Consider the following 21,524-nt stretch of genomic DNA (forward strand, 5'->3'; position numbering starts at 1 on the left):
TCGTTTGACACACTGAGTCCCATGTCAGCGTTGACCACCATCGGCCTGCCCGTGGCCCTCGGAATCATCATGTTCGGGCTCGGCCTGAGCCTCACCATCGGCGACTTCGCCCGCGTCCTCAAGCAGCCCAAGGCGGTGATCATCGCCCTGGTGTGCCAGCTGCTGCTGCTGCCCCTGATCTGCTTCGGGCTGGTGCTCGCGTTCCAGCTGCCGCCGATCCTCGCGGTCGGCATGATGATGCTCGCGGCGTCGCCGGGCGGCACCACAGCCAACCTCTACAGCCACCTGTTCCGGGGCGACGTGGCCCTGAACATCTCGCTCACGGCCGTGAACTCGGTGATCGCCGTGTTCACGCTCCCGCTCATCACCAACCTCGCCATCCTCTACTTCAACCCGTTCGACGACCAGCTGGGACTGCAGTGGGCGAAGACGGTGGAGGTCTTCGCGATCGTGCTGCTGCCCGTGGCGCTCGGCATGATCGTGCGCCGCTTCTGGCCGCGTTTCGCGGAAGCGATGGACAGACCGGTGCGCATCGCGTCGGTCATCATCCTCGTCGTCGTGATCGCGGGCGCCGTCGCGCAGAACTGGGCGCTGCTGCTCGAGAACTTCGGCCGCCTCTCGCTCATCACGATCGTGTTCTGCCTGATCAGCCTCACGGTCGGCTACTTCGCGCCGCGCCAGGTGAGGGTCGGCAAGCGGCAGTCGATCGCGTCGTCGTTCGAGATCGGAATCCACAACGCGACGCTCGCGATCGTCATCGCGCAGACCGTGCTCGGCTCCGTGGAGCTGTCGCTGCCGGCAGCCGTGTACGGCGTGCTGATGTTCTTCATCGCGTTCGGGTTCGGCTTTCTCATCCGCGGCCGATCCGGCGCTGCCGAGGAGCCGTCGCCCGACGCCGTGGACGACGTGGCCGAGCCCGCGGCACGCTGACCCCGGGCGCTCCGACCGCGCCCGACCCCCCCGGGCCGTGAGACGACAGCTGCAGGACGAAGACCCCGGGTGAACCCCACTGTCTCGTCGCGTGACTGTCGTCTCACGGTGGAGGCTGAGTGCGGAGGTCTGCCGACGACACGCGGGGTGGCGGCATCCGTCGTCCTTCGTAGACTGGGCGGGCGAGGAGGTGCCATGCGCCCACTGACCGAAGATGAGCTGCGTTCCGCATTCGTGAACGCCTCCGCCGACGAGCTGCGTCTCGTCACCCTGCCTCACGACTTCGTGCTCACCGACTGGGATCACCTCGACTTCCTGGCGTGGCGCGACCCGCGCACCCGCGGTCGGGGCTACCTGGTCGCCGAGATCGACGGCGAACCCGCCGCCATCGTGCTGCGCGGCGCGGAGGGCTCGTCCCACGCGCGCGCGGCGCTGTGCAACCTGTGCCACACGATGCAGCCCGCCGATCAGGTCACCATGTACACGGCACGCAAGGCCGGCGAGGCGGGCATGCACGGCGACAGCGTGGGCACGTACATCTGCGCCGACCTGTCGTGCCACGAGAATGTTCGCCTCGCGCCGCCGCTCGCGCCGAACGAGGTGAGGGCGAGCGTCGACATGAAGATCGACGGCACGCGCCGGCGCACCGAGGCGTTCGTCGGCCGTGTGCTCGAAGCCGCGAGAGTGCCGCGATGACGGTGGTCGTGGTGGGCGACGCGCTCATCGACGAACTGCGCGACGACCATGGCGTCCGCGAGTTCGTCGGAGGAGCCGCGCTCAACGTCGCGGTCGGCCTCGCGCGGCTCGGCGTACCGGCGACCCTCGTCGCGATGCTGGGCGACGACGAGCCCGCCTCGCGCGTGCGGCGCTATCTCGCCGACTTCGGCGTCGGGCTCCTCGCGACGCCGTCGCTCCTGGGCACCGCACGCGCCGTGAGCACGCGCTCCGGCGCGGGGGAGCCCGTGTACGAGTTCAATGAGGCGTCAGAGCGCCGGCGGATCCGCTTCGGCGACGCCGAGCGCCAGGCCTTCGCGGACGCCGACCTCGTGGTCGTGAGCTGCTTCGCCTTCGACGACGCCGAGCAGGCCACGGAGCTTGCCGACGCGATCGCCGGGGCCGAGGCACTCGCACTGAGCGGGGGACGAGCCCAAGTGTCCGTCGCGATCGATCCCAACCCCCGCACCGGCATGATGCACGACGAGGACGAGTTCGTGCGCGGCTTCGAGGCCCTCGCGGCCGGAGCTGCGCTCGTGAAAGTCGGCGAGGACGACGCCGCGCTGCTGTACGACGACCGGCTCGACGCCGTGCGCGCCCGCCTGATCGACCTCGGTGCCCGCGCCGTGCTGGCGACCGAAGGTGCTGCCGGCGCCACGATCGAGGCCGGCGACGTCGTGGTGACACGGCCGATCTCGAACCTGCCCGGCCGCATCGTCGACACGATGGGCGCGGGCGACGCCGCCTTCGCCGCCGCTGTCGCCGCGCTCGTCGCGAGGACGCCGGACGGAGCCGAGGACTGGGACACGGTGCTGGTCTCGGCGATGGACGCGGCGGCCGCGACGTGCCGTTTCGAGGGGGCGCTGCTGCGCACGCCGAGCGCGCTCGAAGGCCTCGACCTCGACCACATCGGCACGTAGAGCGGGCCGATTTCAGACCTCGGGCATCTACGCGTAATATGGTGGATCGCGCCTCCGGTCGTCTGGAAAAGTCGGACGGGTGCGCACCTGGCGAGTTACCCAAGCGGCCAAAGGGATCTGATTGTAACTCAGCTGTCATCGACTTCGGGGGTTCGAATCCCTCACTCGCCACCGTGAATCGAAAGCCCCCGGGTCCACCGGGGGCTTTCGCGGTTGTTGCGACGGCGACGCAGGAGGCGCGCGGGGGCCGGCTCAGTGAGTGACGTCGGCCGCTTCCTTCCTTCGTCCCGAAAGTCGCGTCGTCGACCGCTCATGGCCCCACGCCGAGGAACGATCCCGCGTCCGTGGTCAGCAGCACGACCGTGCCTCGTCCGAGAGCTGTGTCGATCAGCCGACGAGGCATCGCGCGAGCGGTCTCGGCTCCCGCGCAGTGGCCGATGCGCTCACTGAAGGTGACGATGAGGCGCCCGTCATATTCCGAGTGCGCGATCGACGCGATCTTCGAGCACTGCTAGCATTCGAAAACCGAGCGAGCGCTCGGAATTCGAGAACGAAGGAGTTCTGATGATCGCGAAGACGCGAACGCGCGCACGTGCGATCCTCGCCACGGGAGTGGCCCTCGCCCTCGCGGCGGGAGGCATCATCCTCGGCGCGGCCCCCGCCACAGCAGCCGGTGGCCCGGCGCAGTCCTGCGCGCGGACCCTGCCCGTCGGCGCATCCACGCTGGAGGTGTCCTTCGCGGGAGAGACCTATGGCGTCCTCGTCCAGGTGCCCGACGCGCCGCTGCGTCGCGAGCTGCCGCTCGTCGTCGACCTCCACGGGTCGAACGCGAACGGCGGCGTGCAGGCCGATATCTCGGATCTCGGAGAGATCGGCGCCGCCCAGGGCTTCATTGTCGTCAACCCGACCGGCGACATCGAGTTCCCACGGACGCTGCCCGACGGCAACTGGGCCTGGAACGTCCCCGGCGTGCCGCTGACCTCCGGCACCTACCCTCCCGCCGGGTCTCGCGACGACGTCGCCTTCCTCCGCGCCGTCGTCGACGCGGTGGACGCGGCCGGGTGCGTCGATGAACGCCGCGTCTTCGCCACCGGCTTCTCCGGCGGCGGCCGCATGGCGTCGGCGCTCGCGTGCGAGGCATCCGACGTCTTCGCCGCGATCGCACCGGTCGCCGGTCTTCGAGCCGGGCGTCCGGACCCCGCAGCGCTTTCCGGGCCCGTGGCCGACTCCTGTTCCCCTGACAGGCCGGTCGCCGTCGTGACCTTCCACGGAACCGCCGACTTCGTCAACCCGTACCCGGGCAACGCCGACCCCCGCTGGGGATACACCGTCCAGCTGGCCGCCCAGCGCTGGGCCGCGCTGAACGATTGCCGTCGTGGCCCGGTCGTCACGCCGGCAGGCGCCGGGATCACCGCCTACTCGTGGCCGAACTGTGCCAAGCAGGCCGACGTCGTGCTCTACGAGGTGGCGGACGGGGGCCACACCTGGCCCGGAACCGACGTCGACCTCTCGCCGCTGGGCGCCGTCTCGCAGGAGATCAGCGCCTCGCAGATCATGTGGGACTTCTTCAAGGCCCACCCGCGCCGCGGCTGAGGCGGCTCGTTCGAGGCGCCGGGGCACCCGCTCCGGCGCCTGGAACCATGCGCGGGATCATCGAGGGTCGAGCCCACGCGGATCCGCCTGAGCGCGCCGCCGGGCGGCATGTCAGGATGGGCGGTGCAGGCACTCCGCCCGCGTCACGAGAGGAACGCCATGACCGCGCCCGACCCGTATGCGACGCCCGCTCCGAGAGGGGAAGCAGGGCAGACGGATGCCTCGCCCTCGCCGCTGCTGCGGATCGCCATCTGGGTCGCGATCGGCGCCCTCATCGCCGCGGCGCTCGTCTGCGTCGTCTGGGTGCTGATCGGTGGGCAGAACGGCCTCATCGGACGGGCGTTCCTGACGATCCTGCTGCTCGTCGCGTTCGCCGGGGTCGCCATCCTCGACGCCCACCTCGCGCCGCGGCGTCCGGCCTGGTTCGCGCTCGCGAGCATGGCCTCGTGGATCATCGCGCTCCTGCTCGGCGCCATCATGATCTGGATGCCGGAGCGCTACTACTGGATCGGATTCTCGAAGTTCGTCCAGTTCCTGCTGATCGTGCTGATCCTGCAGCTCGTCCTGCTGCATGTCCGCCTGTATATGAAGGCGCTCCACCGTCACGACACGCCGTTCACCCGCACCGTGGCGGTCATCACGATCGCCCTCGTGGTCGGCCTCGCGGCCCTGCTGATCATTCCGCTGGCGTTCGGCGAGTGGCTCATCCTCGCCGACCTCTACTGGCGCATCGTGGTCGCCGTCGCGATCCTGGCGGCGGTCGGAACGGCGCTGCTGCCGCTCGTGAACGTGCTGCTCGCGCCGAAGAAGCCCCGATCCCACGTCGCCTACCCGGCCCTCGCCGCACCGGTCGCCCACGCAGCCATCACCGCGCCGGGCGGCGCTCCGGCCCCGCAGGAGCTCCTCCCGTGGCCGACGTACGTCGACGGCGTCACGCCGTTGCCGATGCTGCCTGACGGCTCGCCCGACTGGAACGCGTACTACACGGGGTACCCGTCGCCGGGCGCGCACGTCTTCACGCGGATCGAGCCGGCTCCGTCCGCGCAGCTGCCTGGCCCGCAGGCTCCCGCGCTCGCCGAGCCCGCCACCCCCCAGCCGCCGGCGACGGCGCCGGGGTACGAGGGCTACCCGCCACCCCCGCCGCTGCCGCCGCGCCCCTGAGCGCCGGACCCGCTGCGGGTCGCAGCATCCGACTCCTTCTCGCTCAACAGGTCAACCGGGGTTCTGCAGGAGAGTTCGAGCCGATTCCTGCTGTGGAGCCGCGGTTGACCTGTCGAAGCGCGTTCACACGCTGCGCACCCGACCACGGCATGGCAGGTCATCGCCCGAGCATCTCCAGCGCGGCCATGGCGGCGTTGTGCCCGCCGAGGCCGCTGACCGCGCCGCCGCGGCGCGCTCCCGAGCCGCACATCAGCACGTTCGAGTGCTGCGTCGCCACGCCCCAGCGCTCGGCCGGCGTGTCGAGCGGCTCGTCGTCGCCCGCCCACGGCCACGAGAGCGGGCCATGGAAGATGTCGCCGCCCACCATGCCGAGTGATCGCTCCAGGTCGGCGGTGGTGCGCGCCTCGACGCACATCGTGCCGTCGGGAGCCTCGTAGAGGCAGTCGGCGATGGGCTCGGCCAGCACCGTGTCGAGCGAGCGCTGGGCCGCGTCGAGGAGCGCAGCGCGCGCAGCATCCGTGTCCCGTCCGTCGACGAGGCGGTGCGGCACCTGGAGGCCGAAGAGCGTCAGAGTGTGCGCGCCCGATGCGCGCAGCTCGGGACCGAGGATGGTCGGATCGGTGAGGGAGTGGCAGTAGATCTCGGCCGGGAGGGGATCAGGGATGCTGCCGCCCACCGCCGCGCGGTGTGCGTCGTCGAGCTGGGTCATGGTCTCGTTGACGTGGAAGGTGCCGGCGAACGCCGCCTCGGGAGCGACGCTGTCGTCCCGAAGACGGGGCAGCCGCTTCAGCAGCATGTTGACCTTCAGCTGCGCGCCCTCGGGTGCCGGCGCGTCGGCGAGAGGGGCGCCTGCCCCGCCGGCCGCGAGCAGTCGCGAGAGAACCGCCGGGCCGACGCCGCTCAGCACCAGCTGCGCCTGCACGACGCCACCGCCGGCGAGCGTGACCTCGCCGTCCGGCGTCACGGCGGTCACGTCGGTCCGCGTGCGCAGCTCGACCCCCGCTTCGGCCGCGGCGCGCGACAGTTCGGCCGTCACACGGCCCATGCCGCCCACGGGCACGTCCCAGTGCCCTGTCCCGCCGCCGATCACGTGGTAGAGGAAGCAGCGGTTCTGGCGGAGGCTCTCGTCGTCGGCGGAGGCGAAGGTGCCGATGAGGCCGTCGGTGAGCGCGATGCCGCGGGCGATGTCGGTGTCGAACGACGACCGCAGCACGTCGCCCAGGGGGCGCTCGAACAGGTCGGACCAGAGCCGGCCGTCGCCGAGGTCCGCCCGCACGTCTCGCTCTCGATGCAGCGGCTGCGTCATGGAGGGGAAGAGGAGACGCGCGATCGGCTCGATCCGGTCGGCGAAGTCGCCGAAGCGCGTCGCCTCACCGGTGGTCCCGGTGACGCGCGCGAACGACGCGCCGGTGGCCGCGGCATCCGCGGTATCGATCAGAATGCCCCGCGACGGAGCCGCCGGGTCGGGCGTGTACGAGGAGTAGCGGCGTCGGAGGAGACGGATGCCGAGCCCGAGGTCGTCGATGATGCTCTGCGGGAGCAGGCTGACGAGATAGGAGTAGCGCGAGAGCCGGGCGTCGACGCCCGCCCACGGCTGCTCCGACACCGCGGCCCCGCCGACGTGGTCGAGCCGTTCGAGGACGACGACGGACCGTCCCGCCCGGGCCAGGTAGGCGGCGGCGACGAGGGCGTTGTGACCGCCGCCGACGATGGCGACGTCGAAGCGGCGGGACTGGGCGGCAGCGACCATGGGCTCCACGCTACCCACGCGGTTGCTCGAGCCGCGCGCCGCTTCGTTACCGTGGAGGCATGAGCCTCGAGCACGACCTCGAATCCCTTGCCATCGACATCGCCCGCGAAGCCGGGGAGCTCGCGCGGACCCGCCGCGAGGCGGGCGTCGCGATCGCCGCGACCAAGACCGCGCTCGCCGACATCGTCACGGAGGCCGACCGCGAGGTCGAGGCCCTGATCCGCGCCCGGCTGACGGCCGCGCGCCCCGACGACGGCTTCCTCGGGGAGGAGACCGGCGGCGACTCTGGCGAGAGCGGCGTCACGTGGGTCGTCGACCCGATCGACGGCACCGTCAACTACGCCTACGGCATCCCCTCGTACGCCGTCAGCATCGCCGCAGTGCGGGGCGAGCCCACGCCCGGCGAGTGGGAGGCGCTGGCCGGCGTCGTCTACACCCCGGCGCTCGGCGAGATGTTCCACGCCGCCCGCGGCGAGGGCGCGTGGCTGGGCGTGAACCGGCTCTCCGTCAACCCGGAGGTCGGGGGAGCCGGTGCTCTCCTCGCGACCGGGTTCGGCTACGACCCGGCGACCCGGCCCGGCGACATCGAGCTCATCGGCCGCGTCATGCCCGCGGTGCCCGCACGAGACCTGCGCCGCGGCGGATCGGCCGCGAGCGACCTCGCATTCGTCGCCGCCGGCCGCTTGGACGGCTACTTCGAACGTGGGCTCGCCCCATGGGACCTCGCGGCGGGGTCGCTGCTCGTCACCGAGGCTGGGGGGCGTTTCGGCCGGGCGGAGCCCGACGGCGGTCCACGTGCACCCCTCGTCGTGGCTGCGACTCCGGCGATCTTCGATCGCCTCGCCGAGGCCGCGGGACTCGCGTGATGACGCGCCTCTCATCGAATCCTCACGAAACGCGCGTCATGAAATCCGAGCCGCACATGGCATTCCCAGGACGCCCGGGGTAGGGTTTACCCGATCGTTACCTTCGCCACCCGAACGGCGGAGGGGTCCTTTGCCCGAAGACCGCCTTGTCGCGAACACCCCCCTCGCGGCACGACCTGAGAGCCCGCTTCCGCTTTGCCTTTCGACGCCCCCCAGGCCGGATCTGTGCCCACGCGCCGCTCCAGCCGACCCTCCGCAGCGCCTGCTCAGGCGACGCCGGAGGCTCCCGGGGCAGGCCGTGCGACCGCACGGCGGCAGGCGGCGAGCACCGCTCCCGAGCGTCCCGCGGTCGTGTGGGGTCGTCCGATCGAATCGCAGCGGCCGGCCGCTGCGGCCACCCCCGCGGTGAAGCCCGAGGCGACGTCGTACGTCGCCTCGACACCAGCGGTCGCAGCTCCGGCGACTCCGGTCGCTCCGGCTCCGGTGGCTCCGGCTCCGGTCGCGACGCCTGTCGAGCCGGTGGCCCCGGCGCCGTCGTCGGTCGAGCTTCCGGCCGCTTCCGGCGCCGTCATCGACGCCGTCGCGCCTCGCGCACGAGCCCGCTCCTCTGTCGCCGCCTCCGCCGCGCCCGCTGCCGAGCAGGTGAGCCGGCGCTCGCGCCGCTCCCAGACCGCCGAGCAGCCCGTGGCCGTCGTGCCGCCGATCGCCCCTGTCGCTCCCGCCGAGCCCGAACGTCCGGCCGCGGCGTTCGAGGCCGGACTGCCGACCCGCGAAGAGCCGGCACCGCTGCTCGACGCCGTCCTCGCTCCCGCCGAGCCGTTCGAGCTTCTCGAGCCCGTCGCGATCGCCGAGTCGCCGGCCTCCTCCACTGCCGTTGCGGCGCCCGCCTCGAGTGCCACGCCGGCTGAAGGCGCCTCCACGTGGATGGCCGACTCCTTCGCGAGCCTCCTCACCGCCGACGCCGCTGAGACGGTGGCCACGACGGCGGCCGAGGTCGAGGCCGCCGCGCCGCAGCCGACCCCGGCACCGGCGCCCGCCTCGAAGCTGGCCGAGCCGCAGATGACGGCCGCGCCCCGGGTCGCAGCGCCGTCGCAGACGGCGACCACGGCCCAGTCGGACGTCGACGCCGGTGCCTCGCAGCCCGCCGAGCCGCACGCATCGCGCGCGCGCACCGAGCGCCCTCGCACCGAGCGCATCGAGCCCCTGACCGGCCCGATCCCCGCGCCGGCAGCATCCGGAGTCGACGAGTTCGAAGCCGCATCCCGCCTGTTCGCCTTCACCGGCGAGACCCCCGTCCAGCAGCCCGCGCCGGAGGCAGAGGCGGAGGCCGAGGCAGGGTCGACGCCGCACGCAGCACCCCGCCGTGCGCAGGCCCGTCGCGGCTCGGCCTTCAAGCGCGTGGCCACCGCCTCGTTCTCGATCGGCGTCTTCGGCATCGTCGGTCTCATGGCCGTCGGCATGACGACTCCGGCCGAAGCGGTCGCCGCCGTCAACGGCACGGAAGCCTCGCTCTCGGTTCTCGCCGTGGGCGACGACTCCGTGCCGCTCGTGGACGAGGCCGAGATCCAGGCATACGTCGCTCCCGGCGACGCGCAGAGCGACACGCTCCAGCGCACCGAGAACTACGCGACGACGACCACGGCGCAGCTCGCGTCGGAGGCGGGGATCAAGAACTTCTCGAACCTCTTCCACAACAACCCGAACTCGAACATCCAGTGGCCTTTCGCGGTCGGTGTCACGATGTCGTACGGGTTCGGCATGCGCTCCGGCCGCATGCACGAGGGCATCGACTTCACGCCCGGCAACGGTGCGCCCGTGCAGGCGATCGCCGACGGCACCGTGCGCGTCGCCTCGGAGGCGGGCGGCGCCTACGGCGTGCACGTCATCATCGACCACATCGTCGACGGGCAGCTGGTCTCGAGCCACTACGCGCACATGCAGTACGGCTCGCTCCAGGTCAGCCCCGGCCAGCACGTCACTGTCGGCACGGTCATCGGCCGCACCGGCAACACGGGCCGCTCGTACGGCGCCCACACGCACTTCGAGATCCTCGACAACGGCACCACCGCCATCGACCCGTGGCCGTGGCTTCAGAAGTACACCGACGGGACCCACACGGTGGGTTGAGTGGTTCGGAAGGGTGCCACGCCTCTGGTATCCTCTTCTAGTTGCCTGCTTGCAGGCAGCACGCCCCGATAGCTCAGTGGCAGAGCACTTCCATGGTAAGGAAGGGGTCGTCAGTTCAATCCTGACTCGGGGCTCGCGGCATCCATTTCGTGACCGTTGGATGCGTATGGCAGGGTAGCTCAGTTGGTGAGAGCGCACGACTCATAATCGTGAGGTCGCGGGTTCAAGCCCCGCTCCTGCTACAGATCAAAACCCCCGGTAAATCGGGGGTTTTGTCGTTCCTGGCTCATGTGCTCGGAGTCGTCAATCTGCGGCTTGCCCACATTTTGCCCACCGTTGCGCGAGGCGTGCGTGCCGACCTCCTAATGCAGGGGACCGAGGTCGGGCTCGGGCCAGACCTTGCCGGCGAAGTGTGCGGCCGCCTCCCGGTCGAGCGCGTCTGACACGGCATTGAGGTCCTCATCGAAGAGATCCGCATATACGTCGAGGGTCATCGCCGCCGACGCATGCCCCAGCATTCGCTGGACGGCCTTCACATTCGCGCCGGCTGAGACCGCGAGGCTGGCCGCCGTGTGGCGAAGATCATGGGGCGTGACGACCGGAAACAACGGATCCTGCTCTCGCACCTTCGCGAGAGCAGGATTGAACACACGATGCCGGAAGTTGTTGTTCCGCATCGGCGTGCCCGTCAGCGTCGTGAACACAAGATCGTCTCCGCGCTTGCCCGTCATGCGGCGCTTCAGTGGCGCAACAAGGAAAGAAGGCGCGACCACCACGCGAGACTCGTCGCTCTTAGGCGTGCCCCATGCCAGGGTTCCGCCGATCTCGCTGACGCTCTCGACGATCGACAGTCGCCTGTGCGCAAGGTCTACGTTCTTGACGCGAAGCGCGGCAAGCTCGCCCCAGCGCAGTCCGGTGTACGCGAGCGTCGCCAGAAGGTCGCCCCAGTCGGCAGCCGCCTCCACAAGGACCGCGACCTGCTCGTGCGTGAGGTAGCCGCGTCGCCGCTTCGTGATCCGGGGCAGTTTGATATCTTCAGCGGGATTCCGTGTCAGCTTCCGATCTCGAACTGCGAACTTCAGCATGCTCGCCAGGACGTGATAAACCTGCCGTACGGTCGACGCGGCAAGCTGCTGAGAGAGCTCGCTGACCCAGTGCTGCACCTGCGCATGAGAGATGTCACCGAGCCGATGGCTGCCCCACCGGGGGAGGATGTGCTTTCCCAGCGTGTACTCATACCCGGATCGCGTGGTGGGCTTCAGGTTGACCAACGAGCTCAGCCACACCTGCGCCCAATCGCGCACCAGGATCCTGGAGTGCGTGGATGACACGAACTCGCCAGTCGCTTTCAGGGTCTCGACGCCAGCCAAGAACTCCTCGGCGTCCCGCTTCGTACGGAACCCGCGCTTATCGGTCTGGCGGTTGTTCGGCGTGCGGTACCGGACGCGGTAGCGGCGGCCCTTCGCGGTGTCGTACGACTCGACGCTGCCCATGACTGACTCGAATCCGCGCGCTGCGCGCTATATGTCCGCGGGCCGGCCGACGTTCGACGTCAGGCCGACCAGCCACCCCGCGGCGCGCGCGCTCTTGATCCAATCGCTGGCCGTGCGTTCGGGTACGCCGAGCTCGAGCGCGATCAACTTCACGGGAGGCAGTTCTGAGAGCGCGGCGGTCCCGTAGAGGATCTCGACGACCTCCCACCGTTCGTCTTTCACGCCGCGTTTCACGACTGCCTGCGCGAGCCATGGGGGGATGATCCGTCCCTCGCCTGTTGTGAGATCCGCGACCGTCGTACGCTTCGCATCCGCGCTGTCGTCGAGCTGCAGAGCGATGCACTGCGGGATTGCGGCCTGAAGGATCGCCTGCGGTGCCGTGTGCTTCAGTCGGTACTCGCTGAAATCTGCTGCAATCGCTCGATTCAGGATCATCGTGAGGACGTAGCGTCCGCGGTCGGTGCGGTACTGCGCTTCGATCGTGGTTTCCACTCCCGACTCGTAGTCCACAGCCGTAGCCACGAACGCGGGCGCGATGCGCAATGCGGCACCCAGCGACTGTGTTGCGTCGCTCGCAGTCATGCGAGCTCCATCAGGGGTCTTCACGTCGACCTGCACCTCCTCATCTTGCCTTACTTCAACTGAATTCTGCACTTCCCTCTTGCGAAGAATACTCTTTAAGTGTGTACTCATGTCAAACACAAAAGTTATTCGGCAGGAAGGCTGGAGTGTGATGACGGAAGCGAAACCGGGGGAACCGGTGCTGAACAAGGATCTTCTGACCCCAGACCGGGTGGTCGCGCTGATTCCGGGGTTGAAGCTGAAGCTGCTGGCGGAGTGGCGATACAAGAAGACGGGGCCGCGCTACTACAAGGTGGGGCGGATCATCCTGTATCCCTTCGACGACCTCGAGGTGTGGTTCGAAGGCCTCGAGCGCGGGGGCGATCCCGATGACTGAGATCGACCCGCCACCGTCGGGCACCCGTGCGCCATCGATGGCGCTCATTGCGGTCGCGAACCAGAAGGGCGGGGTCGGGAAGACGACCGTTGCGATGCAGGTGGCGGCGGAGTTGTCGCGTCGGCATCGGGTGCTGGTGGTGGACGTGGACCGGCAGGAATCCACGGTGTGGTGGGCGGAGAACGCCCGTGACCTGCTGCCGTTCGATTTCGCCGGCAGTCAGCACCCGAACATGCTGAGCCGACTGAGGGATCTGCGAGCGGACTACGAGTTCGTGCTGGTGGACACCCCCGGCAGCCTCGAGGACACCGCCGTGCTGGAGACCGTGCTGGATGCCGCCGACTACGCCCTCGTACCGGTCACCCCGGAGCCGCTCGCGGTCGACCCCACCCTCCGCACGCTGAGCCGGCTGATCGAACCACGCCAGCTGGGTCACGGGGTGCTGCTGAACCGGATCGACCCGCGCGTGCCGCACCAGCTGCAGACCTGGCAGGGGCTACTGAACTCCGAGCTGGGGGTTCCACGGCTGGAGTCATATCTGCGGCAGTACAAGGTGCAAGCGGACGCCCCGGTGCTGGGTCAGCTGGTCACGAGCATGCGCCGTAACCGGCGCACCGAGGGTGCGATCGCGGACATCGCGGCCATCGCCCGGGAGCTCGAGCGGTTGCTGTCGCCGGCGTTGACGGGGGCGTGGTGATGATGGCCCGGGTCGACCTCGCGGGGAAGCTCAGTGACGCCCGCGCCCGCGTCGCCGCAGAGACACCGTCCGCGGGGCCGCTGGCGCCGATGTTCGCCCAGCTGTCCCGGAAGGATGCCCGCATCCGCGACGATCAGGTCACTGCGCTGACGGCGCTGGCGGATGCGGTGATGCGGCGGCGGCGGTTCAAGGCGGAACGGATCACGGAGAACACGCTGATCCGTGTCGCGATCGATCTGCTCCTCGCCCACGCCGACCAGCTGCGCGGCTCCACCGAGGACGAACTCCGGTACTCCCTGACTTCCGGACTCCCGAAGTCCGGAAGTCCGGCACCCACGGAATCCGGAACTTACGGTGTCACCGCTCGCGAGCTTGCGGTCGATCAGGCGCCGGGTGTTCCGGACTCTCGGACGCACCCGCCGACTCCGGCACCTACGCAATTCGGAAGGCCGGGTGTTCGTGACTTCGGCAGTCCCGGACTTCCCGCGCTCACCGGATCGGCGGCTCCCGCATGAATGCCCCGGCTGAAAGCGGTGAGGAGCGCGCCGAGGCGGAACGGAAGAACGAGGTGCGGCGCCGATACCGGGAGCGCAACGCGGACCGGATCCGTGAGGGCAAGCGGGCGTGGCGCGAACGCAACCAGGACCACATCCGCGCGTACCGGGCCGCGTATGACGCGGAGCATCGCGAGGAAGTGCTCGCGCAGAAGCGGGAATACAGCAGGCGAGACAGTGCCCAAAAGGCGGCCGAACGGCGCCGGAAGGAGTCGAAGAAGGCCTCGTCGAAGAAGTACTACGAGGCGCACAAGGCCGAGCACCGCGAGTACACCCGGCAGTGGCGGGCCCGCAAGCGCGCCGAGGATCCGGAGGGGTACCAGGCGATGCGCGCGACGGCGCAGCGCCGCTGGTGGAAGACCCATAAGGACGAGTACAACGCGAAGCTCCGCGCCCAGCACCGCGAGAACCCGGAACCCAAACGCGCCCAAGCCCGCGCGTACTACGCCGCACACGCCGAAGAGCTGAAGGCGAAGAAGCGTGCCTACTACGCCGCCAACCGGGCGAAGGTACTCGCCGGCAACCGGGCCTGGAAGGAACGCGAGAAACGCCGCCTCGCCGCCGGGCTTCCACCCCGCCGGCTCCGCACCACCCCTGCCGCGGAGCGCCACGCGAACACGGCCGCCGCTGACGCGTTCTTCACCCGGCAGCGGACGCCCGAGGAGATCGCCGCGCTGCGACGCAAGCCGCGCGCTCCAGTGGAGATGCTGCGGGCGACGCCGCCGGAACTGGTGGCCGCGTTCGGACGCGACAGCAAACGGATCCGGATCGAACACGCCCTCGCCGCCGACGGCAGCTACGCGAGCCGACAACTGCTCGCGGAGGCCCGCCGGCAGCTCGCCGCACAGGAACGCGCGACACAGCGCGAGCAACGCGACGCCGTGGAGAATGCCCGGTTGGACGCGATCGGCAAGCAGGTCAATGACCGGCTCCGTCACCGCGACCCCCCGCGACGCCGACACCACCTCGACCCCGACCCGGCTGCGCCGCACCCGATGCTGAACCCGAACACCACGATGGGAATGAACCGATGACTACCCCCACGCCAAGCGGAGAACCGCTCATGCTCGACCCTGCCGCCGCCGAGGACGCCTTGTACAAGGTCGCGATCTGCGCCTTCACCTGGTACCCCGCCAAAGAGGTCATTGAGCCTGGCTGGACGATCACCGAGGACCTCGACTGGTGCCTCGCCCCCCTCGCCGGGCTCCCCGTCGATAAGCTCGCCGACCTGCGCGTCACGGTGCGGACGCTGATCACCACCCCGACCGCGGACCGGCAAGCCTTCATCCAACACCTCGCCGCCCTCAGCGGCGACACCTCCTTCGACAACCTCTAACCACCGGCATCCAATGCATCGACGGAAGGAACCGCCATGAATATTCCCACCCACCTCATCCCGCTGCTCGCGGCCACCGCAATCGCATCCACCCTGGCCGTGCTGCTGCTCCCGGTCGCCGCGGGTCAACTGATCCGCGGGCATCCGTTCCACGCTGCGCGCACGATCGGCGCCGCCGTGCTCTGTGTCGCGGTCGTCGCCGTGCTCGCGGCCGGCTTGGCCGCATCCACCTTTCCTGCCTCGCTGAACTGACCCACCGACGTCGCGAAACGAGGGAACCATCATGAACACCACAACGACTTCCCCCCGCGCCGCTGCGGGACGGCACCCGGACAGCATCGTCGCCTGGGACCGGCTGGAAGCGACCATCGACCGGCTCGCCGACATCCTCGATGAGCGACTCGCGGGCCACGACGACCAGCTGGTCTGCAGCCTGCAGTTCCCCGAAGCGGAAGCACTCGCGGAGGTGCTCGACGCGGGCAGGCACACCCACACCGCGGCGAGGCTGATGCACCGGTGGGCGCTGACCGAACCCGACTGGGACGACGACCGCGCCCACGAGGAGATCCTGCGCAGCTGGCTCGAACTCGACCACCAACCGCAGCGGCCGGGCGTGGGCCGCTAACCCGCGGGGTCGGGGTGCCGGGGGAGTGGGGCGAGGGCGCGCTGCACCGAGTTGGCGCTCACGCCGAGCACCCTCGCGATGTGGGTGATCGGCCGATCCAGGTTGCGCAGCTCGACCGCCATCGCCACCTTCTCCGGCGTCATCACCGTCGGCCGGCCAGGTCGCTTGCCGGCGGCGGCCGCGGACGCCATCCCCGCCCGGGTGCGCAGACTCACCAACCGCCGCCGCAACCCCTCCTCCGCCGCGACCACCTCCGCGGGATTCACCGCGTTGTCCACAGCCGTGCACAGCGCCGGCTCCGTCAGCGATCGGAACTCGACACCGCGGGCCGTCAGCGCGGCCACCGTGCTGACGAAATGGGTGACAGTGTGCGACAGGTGCGCCGCGCTGGGCACCACGAGCACATCGCCGGCCTCGAGGAATCCCAGGCATTCGGTCAGTGCGGGGCGTTTGCGGGGGTCCGTGGTCTGGTCGTCCACGAACACCCGCACCACGCCGGCCGCGGTCAACGCCGAGATGTCGGGGGCGGGGTCCAGGTCGGGGGAGAGCTGGCGGGTGTATCCGACGAGGCGGGTCACCGCGACACGCCTCCACGCTCCGGACCCGGCGGGGCGACCGCCGGGGCGGCGATGTCGATGGGTCCGGCCGTGGGAGTGAGGGTCGGGCGGAGGGCGACGAGGGCGGCGACGGTCTTCTGTTCGATCGCGGTCGCGAACTTCCCGCCCGCGGGGATGTGCAGCTGCGGGATCACGTCCCGCAGGGCCGTCTCATGCAGGTCCACCAGCATTTCAGCCACCCCGTCCGGCATCGCCCGCAGCGTGGTGGCGTAGTCGGTGACGTGGTGCAGCTCACTCAACCACTGCGTCGCATCGAACCGGCCCATGCGGGCCGACTGCGCCGCAACCAGCGCCGCCTGCGCCCCCGCGAACCCGGACTCGGTCCGGGTCCCGTCGAACACCGTGCGGCCATCGCGGGCGACCACGGTCACCCGGTCCACCCACCCGGACTCCTCCACCGAGCCCACCAGCCGCCGGGTGGCGTCGAACGCCTCATCATGCGCAGCGCGGCCGGTCAGCGCCGCCGGGCGCCGCCCCTGCACGTCCTGCAGGTACCCGGAGGTGAGCGACAGCAGGCTTTCCGCGCGCGTCGAGCCGACCACGACCAGCCGGGTGGTGAACCCCTCCCCGGCGAACCGTTCCGCGCTGCCGGCCGCGGCGGGCATGTTGCCGAACGACCCTTCCAGCACCATCGACCGGTGATGCTCACGGGCATACCGGATGCACCCGGCCACCCACCCCGCCACCGCCTGCGCGACCTCCGCCGACACCGCGCCCCTCGGATCGAGAAAGCCGGGATGGAAGGCGCGCAGGTCATCACCGGTCACGACCGCGGCGTCGGCGTCCGCCCCGTCACCGAGCGCGACGCGGCCTCGTCCAGCGCCGGGCTGCCCGGCGAGAAGCGTGAACGTCGGTGCCGGGCTCGACGCGTCCCCGGGAAAGTACAGCGGCAGGATGTCGCGACGCAGGATCTCGTCGCGTGCCGCGTCGTCCACGATCGGGGAGCTCACTGCGGCACCTCGAGCTCACGAATCCGAAGGTCGATGCGCTCTGTAAGCGCGGCCACCGCGGCCCGATCGAACCCGTCCACGGCCCCCACCTCACGACGCCACCCCGCCAACTCGACCCGCGCCGGCTCCGCCTCATAGTCACCTGCACGGGCAACGGCGACCAGTAACGCGGTGAGCGTGGTGGCGTTGTGGCGCATCCGGTCGTAACGGACCACATCGTTGACTCGCCATGGCGAGGTCGCTCCGGGCATCGACCCTCCTCGCGGCCCATCGTACCGAGAACCCCCAAAAAGGGTGTGGTGCCTCTTTTGGCGAATCACCCTGGATCTCAGTGGTCAGCCGCGGGCGGCTGGCAGTGCTGTCCGCCCGCCGTCGGCGGACGTTGTTCGCCGTGAAGCCTGCGGCAGTCTACGGTCGGCGCCGCTGCGCGCAAGCAGCTTCGCTGCCGGCTCCTCCGAGACTTCCGGCGCGCGGTCGCAAGCTCCCTTATTTCGCACCGAAACTCTCTCCCCCGCCGCCCTGGCGGGTTGACGCTCCGCGTCGCGCTCCCTAACAGGCACTTCGTGCCTTCCTTACTGTGAAGCCTGTGGATCCGGGGCGCCCGTAAGCTTCGGAACGCGCCAGGGGTCCCGGGTATGGTTTCGTGCCTTCTGCCCATCTGATGGCATGCCGTGAATAGCCGCCCGGGATCCCGCAACGGCAGGACCGCTCATTGAGAATCGCGCGAGAGATCGCCCCGTAAGGACATGCCGGCGTGGTCGTTGATGGCGCGCACCCACATCCGAGAGAAAGGGACATCTGCGTGCCGCAGCTATGGGCCGGAATCGATGCCGGCAAGTCACACCACCACTGCGTCGCCATCGACGGCGACGGGAACAAACTTCTGTCTCGCAGGTTCGCGAACCGTGAACCCGAGATCCGTACTCTGCTGGGCGATGTCGCGAGCCTGCCCGGCGGCGTTGAGGTCGCGTGGGCAACCGACCTCAACCATGGGGGCACCGGATTGCTCCGTGCGGTGTTCACGGAGCATCGCCAGCCTTTGCACTACATCTCCGGCCGGGCGATCCACCACGCCGCGCACACTTACCGCGGTGAGGCGAAGACCGATGCGAAGGATGCAGTGATCATCGCCGACCAGGCGCGCATCCGCCGCGACCTGAATCTCATGCGACCCGTCGATGACCTCACCGCCGAGCTGCGGTTGCTTTCCGCTCGACGTGAGGACCTCGTCCACGACCGCACCCGCACGGTCAACCGGCTGCGCGCGATCCTGTTGCACTACTTCCCGACGCTGGAGGCCGCGTTCAACTACGCCACGTCGAAGGGGCCATTGATCCTGCTGACGAAGTATCAGACTCCCGGCGCGATACGACGCGTCGGGCATCGTCGAATCACGACATGGCTGAAAGGAAAGCACTGCCGTAAGGCGACGGATGTCGCCACCATCGCCCTCCAGGCTGCCGCCGAGCAACATGCCACGGTCGCGGGCGAAGCCGCAGCGGCTCGACTGGTCGGCACGATCGCTCGAGACCTGCTCCGCCTCCGCGAGCAGATCCTGGAAGTCGAGGCCGAGATTACGGCGGTCCTGCCCGCCAACCCATTGGCCGCGTCGTTGATGTCCATCCCCGGATTCGGGCCGCGACTTGCAGCAGACTTCCTCGCCGCGACTGGCACCGACCTCTCTTACTTCGAAACTCCGGACCGGCTCGCAAGCTTCGCCGGTCTCGCGCCGGTTCCGCGCGACTCGGGAAAGATCTCCGGCAACCACTACCGTCCCCGGCGCTACGACCGCCGACTACTGAACGCCTGCTTCCAGTCCGCATTCATCGCAGCCAGAAACTGTCCAACATCTCGAGCGTTCTACGAACGAAAGCGATCTGAAGGCAAGAGTCATAAGCAAGCTTTGATCGCACTCGCGCGGCGACGCATCAACGTCATCTGGGCCGTCCTTCGCGACGGGACAGTCTTCGCAGCACCAGCCACATAAGGAGCGCGGCTCGCTCCACGCCGATCCGCACCCACACACCCTCGACTTCAACGAGATGGGCCGGCCAGACCGGCTATGGTGGCGAGTTTGCTTGCGCTCGCTCCACGGGTTCGGAAGGGTGGCGGAGGGTGTGTTCTCGCCCACGAGAGAGGATGAGCATGGACCAGCAGGATCCCTCAGCGACGATTGCGCAAACCAACACCGCGTTGCTGTCGACATTGCCGTTCGGTGACATAGCCGACTTCGACGCGAACAAGCGCGGGTTCGTCGGCACACTCGATTCCCCGCAGGTGCGCAACGCCGCCGGTGAGGTCGTGTGGGACGCCGCATCGTTCGATTTCGTCGACGGTGACGCGCCAACGAGCGTGAACCCCAGCCTGTGGCGGCAGTCGACACTGATGCGCACCCACGGACTGTTCGAACTCGCCGACCGGGTCTATCAGGTGCGCGGTCTGGATCTATCGAACATGACCCTGATCGAGACCGACAACGGAGTCATCGTGGTCGACACGCTCCTTTCCAAGGAGACCGGCGCCGCCGCGCTCGCGTTGTACCGCAAGTTCCGCGGCGAACGTCCGGTCAAGGCGGTGATCTTCACCCACAGCCACGCCGACCACTACGGCGGCGTCCTCGGCGTGGTCACCGAGGAGGAGGTCGCATCGGGGGCGGTCGAGGTGATCGCACCGGAAGGGTTCCTCGAGCACGCGGTGTCGGAGAACGTGTATGCGGGTGTCGCCATGAACCGTCGCGCCGGATACATGTACGGGGCGGCTCTCGATCGGGGCCCGCAGGGACAGCTTGGTGCCGGGCTCGGGATGACATTGTCGACGGGCGAGGTGACGCTCATCGAGCCGACCCTCACGATCACGACCACCGGTCAGACACACACCGTCGATGGCGTCGACATCGAGTTCCAGATGGCGCCGGGAACGGAGGCGCCCGCCGAGATGCATTTCTACTTCCCGCAGCTGCGGGTGCTGTGCATGGCCGAGAACGCGACCCACAACCTCCACAACCTGCTCACCCTCCGCGGTGCGGTGGTCCGTGACCCGCACATGTGGTCGCAGTACCTGACCGAGGCGATCGAACTGTACGCCGACCGCACCGATGTGCTGTTCGCCTCCCACCACTGGCCCACGTGGGGCACCGAGAACATCCGCACGTTCTTGGAGTCGCAGCGCGACCTCTACGGGTACATTCACGACCAAACGCTGCGACTGCTGAACAAGGGACTCACCGGACCGGAGATCGCCGAGGCCATCGAGTTCCCGCCGGCCCTGGAAGGTTGGAGCTCGCGCGGCTACTACGGCTCGGTGAGCCACAACGTGAAGGCGATCTACCAGCGCTACCTGGGCTGGTTCGACGGCAACCCTGCCCGGCTGTGGCCGCACCCGCCCGTCGAAGCCGCGAAACGCTACGTGAGGGGCTTCGGCGGAATCGACCAGGTCATCGCGCAGGCGCAGGCCGCCTTCGATGAGGGTGACTACCGGTGGGCGGCGACCCTGCTCGACCACGCCGTCTTCGCTGAGCCGGACAACACTGCCGCCAAGGCGCTACTGGCGGACACGTTCGAGCAGCTCGGGTATGGGGCGGAGAACGGAACCTGGCGGAACTTCTTCCTCGCCGCCGCGACGGAACTGCGCGAAGGCAACTTCGGCACCCCGACCGAGACGAACGCCCCCGGCGTGCTCGCGCGCCTCACCCCGGAGCAGCTGTTCGACGCGGTCGCAATCACCATCAACGGCCCGGAAGCCTGGGATCTGCACCTCACGATCGACATCACTCTCACTGATCTCGGTCAGTCCTTCCGTCTCACCCTCCGCAACGGGCTGCTCACCTACGTTCGAAGGGAGCCGGCCGGCGACGCGCAGTTGCACCTCACGCTCACCAAGCAGCGACTGCTCGCGCTCTTCAGCGGCGACACCACCTCCGCGGGAGTCGGCATCGTCGGGGACATCGGAGTCGTGCAGCAACTCCAGGCTGTGCTAGACCCGGGCGACAAGTCCTTCAACATCGTCACACCATGACCGAGGAGGATCGGCGGACAATGGCCGCCGGTCCTCCTCTTCGGCAACCACGCGACCGCAGGATCTCCCACCTGCACGTGCCCGGCGATCACCAGTACACGACTGAGGGTGTGTGTCCGAAGTCCGCTCCGATCGGCTGATGGGATGCGGTGACGCCGCCAGAATGGACGCAGCGTCGCGCCGCTCGCGCTCAACATGAGCGTGTACGCCATGATGTGC

Annotated in this window: 22 protein-coding genes and 3 tRNA genes; 19 read left to right on the plus strand and 6 right to left on the minus strand. The window is 69.3% G+C overall.

Annotated elements, in window-relative coordinates:
• The first annotated feature begins 21 nt into the window (after positions 1-21).
• From RS82_RS02420 to RS82_RS02445, 6 genes are all read left to right on the plus strand, one after another.
• Positions 22-930, plus strand: a complete 909-nt coding sequence (locus RS82_RS02420; protein ID WP_045296675.1) for a bile acid:sodium symporter family protein — start codon at positions 22-24, stop codon at positions 928-930.
• A gap of 195 nt (positions 931-1,125) precedes the next feature.
• On the plus strand, positions 1,126-1,626 hold the full coding sequence (locus tag RS82_RS02425) for an FBP domain-containing protein (protein ID WP_045296676.1): 501 nt from the start codon (positions 1,126-1,128) through the stop codon (positions 1,624-1,626).
• Positions 1,623-2,564, plus strand: coding sequence for a PfkB family carbohydrate kinase (locus RS82_RS02430; protein ID WP_045296677.1), 942 nt, complete (start codon positions 1,623-1,625; stop codon positions 2,562-2,564). The genes RS82_RS02425 and RS82_RS02430 overlap by 4 nt, the downstream gene beginning before the upstream one ends.
• 89 nt (positions 2,565-2,653) lie before the next feature.
• Positions 2,654-2,735, plus strand: a tRNA-Tyr gene (locus RS82_RS02435).
• Positions 2,736-3,128: 393 nt separating this feature from the next.
• On the plus strand, positions 3,129-4,157 hold the full coding sequence (locus tag RS82_RS02440) for a CE1 family esterase (protein WP_052676661.1): 1,029 nt from the start codon (positions 3,129-3,131) through the stop codon (positions 4,155-4,157).
• A gap of 159 nt (positions 4,158-4,316) precedes the next feature.
• Entirely contained in the window at positions 4,317-5,318 is a 1,002-nt protein-coding gene (locus RS82_RS02445; protein WP_045296678.1) for a hypothetical protein, read from the plus strand.
• 157 nt (positions 5,319-5,475) lie between these two features.
• Here the strand turns inward: RS82_RS02445 and RS82_RS02450 are convergent, their stop codons facing one another.
• Positions 5,476-7,068 (minus strand): phytoene desaturase family protein, encoded by a 1,593-nt coding sequence (locus tag RS82_RS02450; protein WP_045296680.1) that lies wholly within the window; start codon positions 7,066-7,068, stop codon positions 5,476-5,478.
• 59 nt (positions 7,069-7,127) lie between these two features.
• On the opposite strand from RS82_RS02450, the gene RS82_RS02455 reads away from it, so the two are divergent.
• From RS82_RS02455 to RS82_RS02475, 4 genes are all read left to right on the plus strand, one after another.
• A complete protein-coding gene (locus RS82_RS02455; protein ID WP_045296681.1) occupies positions 7,128-7,934 on the plus strand; it encodes an inositol monophosphatase family protein in 807 nt (268 codons plus the stop codon).
• A gap of 225 nt (positions 7,935-8,159) precedes the next feature.
• Positions 8,160-10,061, plus strand: coding sequence for a M23 family metallopeptidase (locus RS82_RS02465; RefSeq protein ID WP_245619491.1), 1,902 nt, complete (start codon positions 8,160-8,162; stop codon positions 10,059-10,061).
• 62 nt (positions 10,062-10,123) lie between these two features.
• Positions 10,124-10,195 (plus strand) — tRNA-Thr (locus RS82_RS02470).
• 34 nt (positions 10,196-10,229) lie between these two features.
• A tRNA-Met gene (locus RS82_RS02475) sits at positions 10,230-10,303 on the plus strand.
• A 120-nt stretch (positions 10,304-10,423) separates the two neighbouring features.
• Here the strand turns inward: RS82_RS02475 and RS82_RS02480 are convergent.
• Both RS82_RS02480 and RS82_RS02485 read right to left on the minus strand, forming a co-directional pair.
• Positions 10,424-11,554, minus strand: coding sequence for a site-specific integrase (locus RS82_RS02480; protein WP_045296682.1), 1,131 nt, complete (start codon positions 11,552-11,554; stop codon positions 10,424-10,426).
• Positions 11,555-11,581: 27 nt separating this feature from the next.
• Positions 11,582-12,136, minus strand: coding sequence for a hypothetical protein (locus RS82_RS02485; RefSeq protein ID WP_045296684.1), 555 nt, complete (start codon positions 12,134-12,136; stop codon positions 11,582-11,584).
• Positions 12,137-12,287: 151 nt separating this feature from the next.
• Between RS82_RS02485 and RS82_RS21285 the strand changes: the two genes are divergently transcribed.
• The 7 genes from RS82_RS21285 to RS82_RS02515 are packed head-to-tail and all read left to right on the plus strand — an operon-like array spanning position 12,288 to position 15,724.
• Positions 12,288-12,512 carry a hypothetical protein gene (locus RS82_RS21285; RefSeq protein ID WP_109211346.1) on the plus strand — a complete coding sequence of 75 codons (225 nt, stop codon included), beginning with the start codon at positions 12,288-12,290 and terminating at the stop codon, positions 12,510-12,512.
• Positions 12,505-13,209, plus strand: coding sequence for a ParA family protein (locus tag RS82_RS02490; RefSeq protein WP_084695423.1), 705 nt, complete (start codon positions 12,505-12,507; stop codon positions 13,207-13,209). Before RS82_RS21285 ends, RS82_RS02490 begins: the two co-directional genes overlap by 8 nt.
• A complete protein-coding gene (locus RS82_RS21620; protein ID WP_211255844.1) occupies positions 13,206-13,724 on the plus strand; it encodes a hypothetical protein in 519 nt (172 codons plus the stop codon). The genes RS82_RS02490 and RS82_RS21620 overlap by 4 nt, the downstream gene beginning before the upstream one ends.
• Positions 13,721-14,797, plus strand: a complete 1,077-nt coding sequence (locus tag RS82_RS02500) for a hypothetical protein (RefSeq protein ID WP_045296687.1) — start codon at positions 13,721-13,723, stop codon at positions 14,795-14,797. The genes RS82_RS21620 and RS82_RS02500 overlap by 4 nt, the downstream gene beginning before the upstream one ends.
• Entirely contained in the window at positions 14,794-15,099 is a 306-nt protein-coding gene (locus RS82_RS02505; RefSeq protein ID WP_157005316.1) for a hypothetical protein, read from the plus strand. The genes RS82_RS02500 and RS82_RS02505 overlap by 4 nt, the downstream gene beginning before the upstream one ends.
• 36 nt (positions 15,100-15,135) lie before the next feature.
• Entirely contained in the window at positions 15,136-15,351 is a 216-nt protein-coding gene (locus RS82_RS02510) for a hypothetical protein (protein WP_045296689.1), read from the plus strand.
• A 31-nt stretch (positions 15,352-15,382) separates the two neighbouring features.
• A complete protein-coding gene (locus RS82_RS02515; protein WP_045296690.1) occupies positions 15,383-15,724 on the plus strand; it encodes a hypothetical protein in 342 nt (113 codons plus the stop codon).
• On the opposite strand, the gene RS82_RS02520 is transcribed toward RS82_RS02515, so the two are convergent.
• Genes RS82_RS02520 through RS82_RS02530 form a run of 3 tightly spaced genes read right to left on the minus strand, consistent with a single transcriptional unit; the run spans position 15,721 to position 17,542 of the window.
• Entirely contained in the window at positions 15,721-16,302 is a 582-nt protein-coding gene (locus tag RS82_RS02520; RefSeq protein WP_052676662.1) for a recombinase family protein, read from the minus strand. The genes RS82_RS02515 and RS82_RS02520 overlap by 4 nt on opposite strands.
• Entirely contained in the window at positions 16,299-17,291 is a 993-nt protein-coding gene (locus RS82_RS02525; RefSeq protein ID WP_045296691.1) for a zeta toxin family protein, read from the minus strand. Before RS82_RS02525 ends, RS82_RS02520 begins: the two co-directional genes overlap by 4 nt.
• Positions 17,288-17,542: a hypothetical protein gene (locus RS82_RS02530; RefSeq protein ID WP_157005319.1), complete on the minus strand. Its 255-nt coding sequence runs from the start codon at positions 17,540-17,542 to the stop codon at positions 17,288-17,290. Before RS82_RS02530 ends, RS82_RS02525 begins: the two co-directional genes overlap by 4 nt.
• Before the next feature lie 551 nt (positions 17,543-18,093).
• On the opposite strand from RS82_RS02530, the gene RS82_RS02535 reads away from it, so the two are divergent.
• Both RS82_RS02535 and RS82_RS02540 read left to right on the plus strand, forming a co-directional pair.
• Positions 18,094-19,278: an IS110 family RNA-guided transposase gene (locus RS82_RS02535; RefSeq protein WP_045296693.1), complete on the plus strand. Its 1,185-nt coding sequence runs from the start codon at positions 18,094-18,096 to the stop codon at positions 19,276-19,278.
• A 158-nt stretch (positions 19,279-19,436) separates the two neighbouring features.
• Positions 19,437-21,305 (plus strand): alkyl/aryl-sulfatase, encoded by a 1,869-nt coding sequence (locus RS82_RS02540; RefSeq protein WP_045296694.1) that lies wholly within the window; start codon positions 19,437-19,439, stop codon positions 21,303-21,305.
• Positions 21,306-21,524 lie beyond the last annotated feature (219 nt).

It is taken from the genome of Microbacterium trichothecenolyticum (assembly GCF_000956465.1).
GTDB lineage: Bacteria > Actinomycetota > Actinomycetes > Actinomycetales > Microbacteriaceae > Microbacterium > Microbacterium trichothecenolyticum.